Origin of the sequence: Natronomonas sp. (assembly GCF_046710025.1) — an archaeon.
In the GTDB taxonomy this organism is placed as follows: domain Archaea; phylum Halobacteriota; class Halobacteria; order Halobacteriales; family Haloarculaceae; genus Natronomonas.
In genome coordinates, this window is sequence record NZ_JBKEGK010000098.1 from 1 (window position 1) to 8,875 (window position 8,875).

The following is an 8,875-nucleotide window of genomic DNA, read 5'->3' on the forward strand; positions in this document are numbered from 1 at the left end:
GTTGTCGATCGGCGACCGCGTCTCGATCGCCGACCGAAGTCACGTCCACACCCACGCCCACGATACGGTTGACCAGACGGACGTGACGACCTACGAGACAATCCTCAAGGACGATGTCCGACTCGGCTACGGCTCGATGATCAGCGCTGGCTGTCGAATCGGCGAGAACGCGATGATCGGGTCGGGCGCGACTACGCTCGGCGACGTGCCCGCACACCACATCGCAGCCGGATCGCCAGCCAAGAGCGTCAAGGTCAAACCCGGGTGGGAGGCCGTCGCCGACGACCTCGGTCCCCTCGTCGACAACCGCGAGCGCCGGCAACTGCCGGACGAGTTTCCCGAGCCGTTTGAGGAGTTCGACGAGTTCGATCGAAATCTCTCGCCGCCCGGCGAGAGTTGAGGCCGGCCGGGGCGACCCGACGAAACGGAGATTCTCGGGAGGCGCGTCGTGATCCGGTTCCGGCAACCGTGACGGAGGACAAACACAATTTAAGGGACCGCCGCCCACCACCTTTCCTATGGACTACGACCTCGCCATCGAAGACGCCCCGGAGACGATCCCCGGCGGCACGGGCGTCCTGTTGATCCATCCGAGTACCGGCGAAACCGACCGAATCGACACGGACTTCTTGAAGATCGACGCGGACCGAATTCTGGTTATCTCGACGCGGACGACCGCTCGCGAGGTACAGCAGAAACTGGAGTACTACGACGTCGACGAGACGAAGGCGGACATCCTCGACACGCTCTCGGTCGAGCGAGGCTACTCGCGACGCTCCTCCGAGCACGTCTCCTACGTTTCCGCGCCCGACGACTTGGAGGGGATCGTCGAGACGACTCGGCGATTCCTCGAGACCCACGACGGCAAACGGCGGATTAGTCTCGATTCGGTGACGGAGTTGGCGTACTACGCCGACGACGAGCGCGCTCTTGAGACGGTCGAGGAGCTGCTCGCGTTGCTGGAGGAGTACGACGCTGTCGGCCTGTTCCACCTCTCGGAGGAGGTCCACGACGAGGCCGACGTCGAGGCGTTCAAGTCGCTCTTCAACGGGATCATTTACCTCGACGCCGACGGGAGCGTTGAGGGCGATTTTTAATCCATCGACCGAGAATCAGGCCGTGTTTCGCCCCGTGTCGGCAAACGGGCGGAACGCGGAACGGTGAACTGATAAAAACGCGTGACGGACGGAACAGTAGGTTTATGAAGCGCACGGGCGGATATTCACGTCATTACTAAATGACGCAGAAACACCGACAACCGGAGGTGAACATCGGACTGGTCGGCCACGTCGACCACGGGAAGACGACGCTCGTCGAGTCGCTTTCCGGTGAGTGGACGGACCAACACTCCGAGGAGATGAAACGCGGCATCTCCATTCGCCTCGGCTACGCCGACGCCACGTTCCGGGAGTGTCCGGGCCTCGACGCGCCCGAGCGATACACGGTCGAGGAGACCTGTCCGGACGGCTCCGAGAGCGAGCATCTCCGAACGGTGTCGTTCGTCGATGCGCCGGGCCACGAGACGCTGATGGCGACGATGCTCTCGGGCGCGGCAATCATGGACGGGGCCGTTCTGGTCATCGCGGCCAACGAACCCGTCCCGCGCGCGCAGACCGAAGAGCACCTGATGGCGCTGGACATCATCGGAATCGAGAACATTGTCATCGCCCAGAACAAGATCGACCTCGTCGACCGCGAGCAGGCGGTCGAAAACTACGAGCAGATCGCGGAGTTCGTCGACGGGACCGTCGCCGAGTCGGCCCCGATCGTGCCAATCTCCGCCCAGCGCGACGTCAACGTCGACCTGCTGATGCAGACGGTCGAGGAGGAGATCCCGACGCCGGATCGGGACCCCGACGCCGACGCCCGGATGCAGGTCGCCCGGTCGTTCGACATCAACCGTCCGGGGACAACCCACGAGGATCTCGTCGGCGGCGTGCTCGGCGGGTCACTCACGCAGGGGCGCTTAGAGGTCGACGAGGAGATCGAAATAAAGCCCGGACGCGAGGTCGAGGAGGGCGGAAAGTCGGAGTACCGTCCCGTCGAGACGACCGTCCGGTCGCTGCAGGCCGGCAGCGAGTTCGTCGATGCGGTTTCGCCGGGCGGCCTCCTCGGCGTCGGCACGGGGCTAGACCCCTCGCTCACGAAGGGTGACGCGTTAGCCGGGCAGGTCGCGGGACCGCCAGGGTCACTGCCGCCGACGCGGGAGTCGTTCGTGATGGACGTCGAGCTACTCGAGCGCGTCGTCGGCGAGGAGGCCGACGAAATCGAGCCGATAAGCACCGGCGAGCCACTGATGCTCACGGTCGGGACGGCGACGACGGTCGGTTCGGTCACGAGCGCTCGTGACGAGGAGTGCGAGGTGCAACTGAAACGCCCCGTCTGCGCTTCCGAAGGCGCAAAAATAGCCGTCAACCGCCGTGTCGGCGCGCGCTGGCGGCTCATCGGGGTCGGAACGCTACGGTGACCCGCGCCGTGCTCGATTCGAACGCGCTCATGACACCCGTCGAGGTCGGCGTCCGGACCTTCGCGGAGCTCGATCGGCTCCTCGGGGAGTACGAGACCGTCGTCCCCGAGGCGGTGCTCGCCGAACTCGACCGGCTTTCCTCGGGCGGCGGCGAGGCCGCGAAAGCCGCAGGCGTCGGCGCAGATCTGGCGCGCCGCGAGTGCGAAACGGTCCGCCACGACGCGGGCTACGCCGACGACGCGATCGTCGAGGTCGGTCGGCGTGCCGAGATCGACTACGCGGTCACGAGCGATATGCCCCTCAGAGGGCGGCTGCTGGAAGCGAACGTTCCCGTAATCTGTTTACGCGGGCGAACCAAATTCGAAATTACTCAACCCTAATATGTACAAGCGGGTCAGACTCAAAGATACGGTCGAGGTTCCACCCAGATACCTCGCTGACGTGTCGCCCGAGCTCGTCAGGCGGCTGCTGCAGGACAAGCTCGAAGGACAGATGGACGAGGACATCGGCAGCGTCGTGAGCGTGACGAAAGTCCACGATATCGGCGACGGCGCCGTCCTCCCGAACCGCCCCGGTGTCTACTACGAAGCCGACTTCGACGTGGTTACGTTCGATCCACAGATGCAGGAAGTCGTCGACGGCGAGGTCGTCGAGGTCGTCAACTTCGGCGCTTTCGTCGGGATCGGTCCGGTCGACGGACTGCTCCACGTTTCCCAGATCTCCGACGAGTATCTGGCCTACGACGGCGAGAACCAACAACTCGCCTCGCGGGACTCAAACCGCGTGTTGAGCGTCGGCGACTCCGTTCGGGCGCGCATCGTCACGAAGAGCGTCGACGAGCGGAACCCCCGGGACTCAAAGATCGGCCTGACCGCGAAGCAGCCGGGACTCGGCAAACTCGGCTGGCTCAAGGAGGAGCGCGAGCGCCGCGAGGCGCAGGCGGGTGATTAGATGGCGACTCGTCTAGTGTGTCGGGACTGCCATCGCGTGCTCGATGTCGAGGGCGACGAGCAGTGCCCGGCCTGCGGGTCGAACTCGCTCACCGAGGACTGGGCCGGTTACGTCGTCATCGCCCACCCCGAGGAGAGCGAAATCGCCGAAGCGATGGAGGTCACCGAGTCCGGCCGCTACGCCCTGAAGGTCCGCTGAAATGGCGACCATACTTGCGAAGATGCCGACGGAGATGCGCGAGGAGCTCAAAGAGCCGCTCGGGGAGGTGTACACCGACACCGACGCCCTACTGGCCGACACCGGCGATCCGATCGTCGCGGTCGGCGACATCGTCACGTATCACCTCCTCGAGGCCGAGCGCCGCCCAGCGGTTGCCATCGTCGACGGGAAAACGAAACGCGAGCGTGTCGAGCGGGAGGTGCTGGGTGCCACAGAGGCGTTCGACGAGCGGATCGACGTCGCCAATCCCCAGTCGACGATCACCGACGACCTGCTTGAAGCACTCGCATCCGCACTTGAGGCTCCGGAGGCAACCGTCATCGTGGTCGATGGCGAGGAGGACCTCGCCTCGCTGCCGGCCGTCGTCGCCGCCCCCGACGGCGCGTCCGTCGTCTACGGCCAACCGGACGAGGGAATGGTCCTCGTTCCGGTCGAGGAGGGGACGCGGGCGCGGTGTCGGGAACTCATCGACGGTATGCAGAGCGACTACGACCGGATCGCCGAGATTCTGTCGGCGTAGCGCCCACGGTCGGGGTCACAGTTCGCTTCGTGTGCCACGTCAGCGTGGACGCGATCGACGAATCGCCACGTAGCGTCCGTCTGCGGCTTCGAAATCCTTTTAGGCGTTTCCCCGGAATATCACAGCAACGTAACCATGGAACTCGATATCATCGACGAGGACGAAAACCCGATGTTGCACCGGACCGACGTTCGGTTTCAGATGACACACGAGGAAGCGACCCCCTCCCGACTCTCGGTCCGGGACTCCCTCGCCGCGAAACTCAATAAGGACGCCGGGGAGGTCGTCATCCGAAAGCTCGACACGAAGTACGGGATGCGGAAGACCGTCGGCTACGCGAAGGTGTACGAGGACGCCGACCACGCGAAGAAGGTCGAGCAGGGCCACGCCCTCGAGCGGAACAAGATCGCGGCCGAGGACGGCGACGACCCTGGGGCGGAGGAAGCCTGAATGGCGCGTCACGAACTCTACAACGAGGACGGCACGACGGACCGCGAGCACTGCCCCCGATGCGGCGACACCTTCCTCGGAGAGTACGGCGACCGCAAACACTGCGGGAAGTGCGGCTACACCGAGTTTAAGTAGGCCGTGACCCGCGTGCTCGGCATCGAGGGGACCGCCTGGTGTGCCAGCGCGGCCGTCTTCGATGACCTCGTCGGCGTCGACACCGAAGCCGAAACCGACGCCGATGCGGGCGCGGCGGCCGACGACGTGCGGATCTTCTCGGACGCCTACGAACCCGATAGCGGCGGCATTCATCCCCGCGAGGCGGCCGAACACATGCGGAGTGCCATCCCCGAAATGGTCGAAGATGCCGTCGCGTACATAGAATCGGTGCACGGCCCAGCGGACGAGGTCCTCGACGCCGTCGCCTTCTCCCGGGGGCCGGGGCTCGGCCCGTGTCTGCGGATCGCTGCGACCGCCGCGCGTGCGCTCGCCGGCGCACTGGAGGTGCCGCTCGTCGGTGTCAACCACATGGTCGCCCATCTGGAGGTCGGCCGACATTACTCCGGCTTCTCGGACCCGGTGTGTCTGAACGCGTCTGGGGCCAACGCCCACGTGCTCGGCCACCACGACGGCCGGTACCGGGTGCTCGGCGAGACGATGGACACGGGCATCGGCAATGCGATCGACAAGTTCACGCGTCACGTCGGTTGGAGCCACCCCGGCGGCCCGAAGGTCGAGCGGGAGGCGACCGCGGGCGAGTACGTCGAGTTGCCGTACGTCGTCAAGGGGATGGACTTCTCGTTTTCGGGGATCACCTCCGCGGCGAAGGCGGCCGTCGACGACGGGACGCCGATCGCGGATGTCTGCTGTGGACTTCAAGAGACGACATTCGCGATGCTCACCGAGGTCGCCGAGCGCGCGCTCTCGTTGACCGGCGGCGACGAACTCGTGTTGGGCGGCGGTGTCGGGCAGAACGACCGACTCCGGGGCATGTTGGCGACGATGTGCGAGGAGCGCAGTGCGTCGTTTTATACCCCCGAACCGCGGTTCCTGCGGGACAACGCCGGCATGATCGCGATCCTTGGCGCGCGGATGTACGAGGCCGGCGACACGGTGTCGATCGCCGACTCACAGGTTCGACCGGACTTCCGCCCCGACGAGGTCCCGGTAACGTGGCGGGACGACGATGTGTCGACGAGAAAGAGCGGGGCCTTCTCAACCCCGAAGCCGGGGGCGGGCTCGAACTCGGATCCCGGCCGAGAGCGGACCCAAGGCGCAGAGGCGATCGTCAAACTGGACCCCGGTGACGACCTCGTGTACAAGCGACGGCTCTCGAAGGCGTATCGCCACCCCGAACTCGACGCGCGGCTCCGACGGGAGCGGACGCGCTCGGAGGCTCGACTCACAAGCGAAGCGCGCCGCGTCGGCGTCCCGACACCGGTCGTCCTCGACGTCGACCCCGAGGCTGGGCGGCTTGAGTTCGAGTTCGTCGGGACGGCCGATCTCACCGATGCGGGGTCGGAGCCGAGCGCCCGGGCTGTCGGTCGCCACTTGGCGCGGTGTCACGACGCCGGGTTCGTCCACGGCGATCCGACGCCGCGGAACGTCCGGGTCGGCGGACACCGCGTCTACCTCATCGACTTCGGCCTCGGCTACTACACCGATCACGTGGAGGATTACGCGATGGACCTCCACGTCTTCGAGGGGGCGCTGGCCGGCACGGCCACCGAACCGGCCGACCTGCTCGACGCCTTCGAGGACGCTTACCGGGACGCCGGCGACGGAAACGTGCTCGATCGCCTGCGCGAAATCGAGACGCGTGGCCGGTACCAGTAAGGTGCGTATCGACGGGAAGACGCAATCCCGAACGACAGGTATTCGATGTTGCCGTGGGCGGGGGTCGACCAGCAACGAGGGGTGGGCCAGGATGGAAGGTATACTTATAAGTTGGGGGACACCCTACCCCATTGCATGAGCGACAAGCCACAGTCGGGCGAACTGTTCGGCGTTCCGTACAATTTCGAGCGGCCCTCCCTCGGGCGGATGCTCTCTGCGTACTGGCAACCCGGCGGCGGGATGTTGGTCGAGAAACCCTTCGGCATCGGCTACACGCTGAACCTGGCGAACTGGCGGTCGTGGCTCGTGTTGGGCGTCGCCGCGGCGCTGTTCTACCAGCAGAAGGGGTCGATCGGCTCCGTCGACGACGACGACAGCGACGAGGACCCGGTCGAAGTAATCGTCGACTGAGCAGGTATCGCCGACTGAACCATTACTATCAGGTGAGAAGGTGTCGCCGACTGGGGCCGAAACCCCCGCGAGGGCGAGAGATCATAGATAAAATTCTCGCACGCCGCCGCCCGGTGAGGGTGGCTGTCGTGGGTCGACCTATTTTGCCAAAACACCGATTTGCGGCCCCGAGACGGCTGTTTTGAATTAATAAAGTCTTAAACGGTTCCCTGTACAACGCCCCGGTATGAGCGACAACGGGGGACGAAAAAACCTCAGAATGCCCGACGACGACGAGGTGTTCGCCGTCGTCACGAACATGCTCGGCGCGAACCGGGTGAAAGTGCGGTGTATGGACGGCACCGAGCGGACCGCCCGGATCCCGGGGCGGATGCAAAAGCGCATCTGGATCCGCGAGGACGACGTCGTGTTGGTCGAACCGTGGGACTGGCAGGATGAAAAGGCCGACATCGCCTGGCGCTACGAGAAACAGGAGGCCGATCAACTCCGCAAGGAAGGTCACATCACTGATTCGGTCTGACGTCTCGACGCCCCCGTCCGGACCTGTTCGGTCCATCTCGATTCCGCGCGGTTTTTGCCATCCAGGGCCGAGAGAATGGTATGGTCAACCGGGAACTCATCGACGCGCTTCGGGACGCCGAGGCGGTCAAGTTCGGGGAGTTTGAGCTCTCACATGGCGGCACGTCCGAGTACTACGTCGACAAGTACGTTTTTGAGACGGACCCGCGCTGTCTAGGGCTCATCGCGTCGGCGTTCGCCGACCGGGTCGGCGAAGAACGCCTCGCTGGCGTCGCACTTGGCGCGGTGCCGCTGGTCGCGGCGACGGCGGTCGAGACCGACCGTCCGTACGTCATCGTCCGAAAGCAGGCCAAGGAGTACGGTACCGGCAACCGGATCGAGGGCGAGTTTGAGGCGGGGGCGGAAGTCGTCGTCCTCGAAGACATCGCCACGACGGGGCAAAGCGCAATCGACGCCGTCGAAGCGCTTCGCGAGGCCGGGGCGGTCGTCGACCGCGTCCTCGTCGTCGTCGACCGCGAGGAGGGGGCAGCGTCCAACCTCGCCGAGCACGATATCGAGTTGGAGGCGCTTTTGACCGCGTCAGAGCTTCTGGCCGACCACGACCGGTAACGCCCGAAATACGCACTTTTTTGCCTATATTCATCTAAACTGACACCGAAGTATTCAAACACGTGCGATGATCCAGTAGGTGGTATGAACCGCTCGGAGAAAGCAGCCCTCCAGTTGCGCGCCGTCGACGTGTTGCGGACGCGCAAGGAGACGCGCACCTACGAGGAACTCGCCGCGGAGACGGGGCTGCCAGCGGGGGATTTAAACCGATACGTGAACGGCCACGTCCTCCCCGGTGAGCGCCGCGCCCGAGAGATCGTCTCTGATGTCGGCACGGACCTGCTGGCCGAGGAACTCGACGCCCGGATCGAGGTCGACGGCGAGGGGTACGTCGACAACTCGCGACTCGTCTTCGATCAGTCGTTGTTGTCGCTCGTCCCGCCCGTGGCCGTCGAGACGCTTTCGATCGACCCGCCGGACGTGGTGTTGACCGCGGCGACCGACGGCATAACGATGGCGGCGGCGATGGCGCGTCACTTCGGAGCGCGGTGTGCGTACGCCAAGCAGTCGCGAGAGACCGCCGTCGAGAAGTTCATCGAGGCCCGACAGCGGCTCTCTTCGGGGATCGAGATCGACTACTATCTCCCGGTGAACGCGGTTTCAGCGGGCGAGTCGGTGCTCGTCGTCGACGACCTCATCCGATCGGGCGAGACCCAAGAACTCCTCCTCGAGATCGCAGCCGCGGCCGACGCCGAGGTGACCGGCGTGTTCGCACTCATCGCGGTCGGCAAGGAGGGGGTCGACCGGGCGCGCACCCACACCGACGCGTCCGTCGACGCGCTCGTCGAATTTGAGCAGTAACTAGAACACGTCGGTGTGCGAACCCGGCCGGCGCTGTCGGATGCGCCGAATATGCATGTTTTTGTATATACGTTCCCGAACGTCGACGAAAACGA

The 8,875-nt window shown here is 65.0% G+C and carries 14 protein-coding genes; all 14 read left to right on the plus strand.

The features are described 5' to 3' along the window. A partial coding sequence (locus ACI944_RS08115; protein WP_411718552.1) for an acyltransferase occupies nt 1–400 on the plus strand: 400 nt, incomplete at its 5' end. Nucleotides 401–518: 118 nt separating this feature from the next. Beyond that, entirely contained in the window at nt 519–1,097 is a 579-nt protein-coding gene (locus tag ACI944_RS08120; RefSeq protein ID WP_411718553.1) for a hypothetical protein, read from the plus strand. Nucleotides 1,098–1,237: 140 nt separating this feature from the next. After that, nucleotides 1,238–2,467, plus strand: a complete 1,230-nt coding sequence (locus ACI944_RS08125; protein ID WP_411718554.1) for a translation initiation factor IF-2 subunit gamma — start codon at nt 1,238–1,240, stop codon at nt 2,465–2,467. Beyond that, nucleotides 2,464–2,847, plus strand: a complete 384-nt coding sequence (locus ACI944_RS08130) for a twitching motility protein PilT (protein ID WP_411718555.1) — start codon at nt 2,464–2,466, stop codon at nt 2,845–2,847. The genes ACI944_RS08125 and ACI944_RS08130 overlap by 4 nt, the downstream gene beginning before the upstream one ends. A gap of 1 nt (nt 2,848) precedes the next feature. Further along, complete coding sequence (locus ACI944_RS08135; RefSeq protein WP_411718556.1) at nt 2,849–3,418, plus strand: DNA-directed RNA polymerase; 570 nt, start codon at nt 2,849–2,851, stop codon at nt 3,416–3,418. Then, entirely contained in the window at nt 3,419–3,616 is a 198-nt protein-coding gene (gene spt4, locus ACI944_RS08140; protein WP_411718557.1) for a transcription elongation factor subunit Spt4, read from the plus strand. 1 nt (nt 3,617) lies between these two features. Continuing rightward, nucleotides 3,618–4,157 (plus strand): GTP-dependent dephospho-CoA kinase family protein, encoded by a 540-nt coding sequence (locus ACI944_RS08145; RefSeq protein WP_411718558.1) that lies wholly within the window; start codon nt 3,618–3,620, stop codon nt 4,155–4,157. Between the two features lie 135 nt (nt 4,158–4,292). After that, complete coding sequence (locus tag ACI944_RS08150) at nt 4,293–4,607, plus strand: 30S ribosomal protein S24e (protein WP_411718559.1); 315 nt, start codon at nt 4,293–4,295, stop codon at nt 4,605–4,607. Further along, entirely contained in the window at nt 4,608–4,742 is a 135-nt protein-coding gene (locus ACI944_RS08155) for a 30S ribosomal protein S27ae (RefSeq protein ID WP_411718560.1), read from the plus strand. A gap of 3 nt (nt 4,743–4,745) precedes the next feature. Further along, entirely contained in the window at nt 4,746–6,440 is a 1,695-nt protein-coding gene (locus ACI944_RS08160) for a bifunctional N(6)-L-threonylcarbamoyladenine synthase/serine/threonine protein kinase (RefSeq protein WP_411718561.1), read from the plus strand. A 135-nt stretch (nt 6,441–6,575) separates the two neighbouring features. Then, the gene (locus ACI944_RS08165) at nt 6,576–6,851 is read left to right on the plus strand and encodes a DUF5808 domain-containing protein (RefSeq protein ID WP_411718562.1); all 276 of its coding nucleotides are present in this window, start codon (nt 6,576–6,578) and stop codon (nt 6,849–6,851) included. 226 nt (nt 6,852–7,077) lie between these two features. Next, nucleotides 7,078–7,371, plus strand: a complete 294-nt coding sequence (gene eif1A, locus ACI944_RS08170; protein ID WP_411718563.1) for a translation initiation factor eIF-1A — start codon at nt 7,078–7,080, stop codon at nt 7,369–7,371. Between the two features lie 80 nt (nt 7,372–7,451). Then, entirely contained in the window at nt 7,452–7,979 is a 528-nt protein-coding gene (gene pyrE, locus ACI944_RS08175) for an orotate phosphoribosyltransferase (protein ID WP_411718564.1), read from the plus strand. 84 nt (nt 7,980–8,063) lie between these two features. Next, a complete protein-coding gene (locus ACI944_RS08180; protein ID WP_411718565.1) occupies nt 8,064–8,780 on the plus strand; it encodes a phosphoribosyltransferase family protein in 717 nt (238 codons plus the stop codon). The last annotated feature ends 95 nt before the right edge of the window (nt 8,781–8,875 follow it).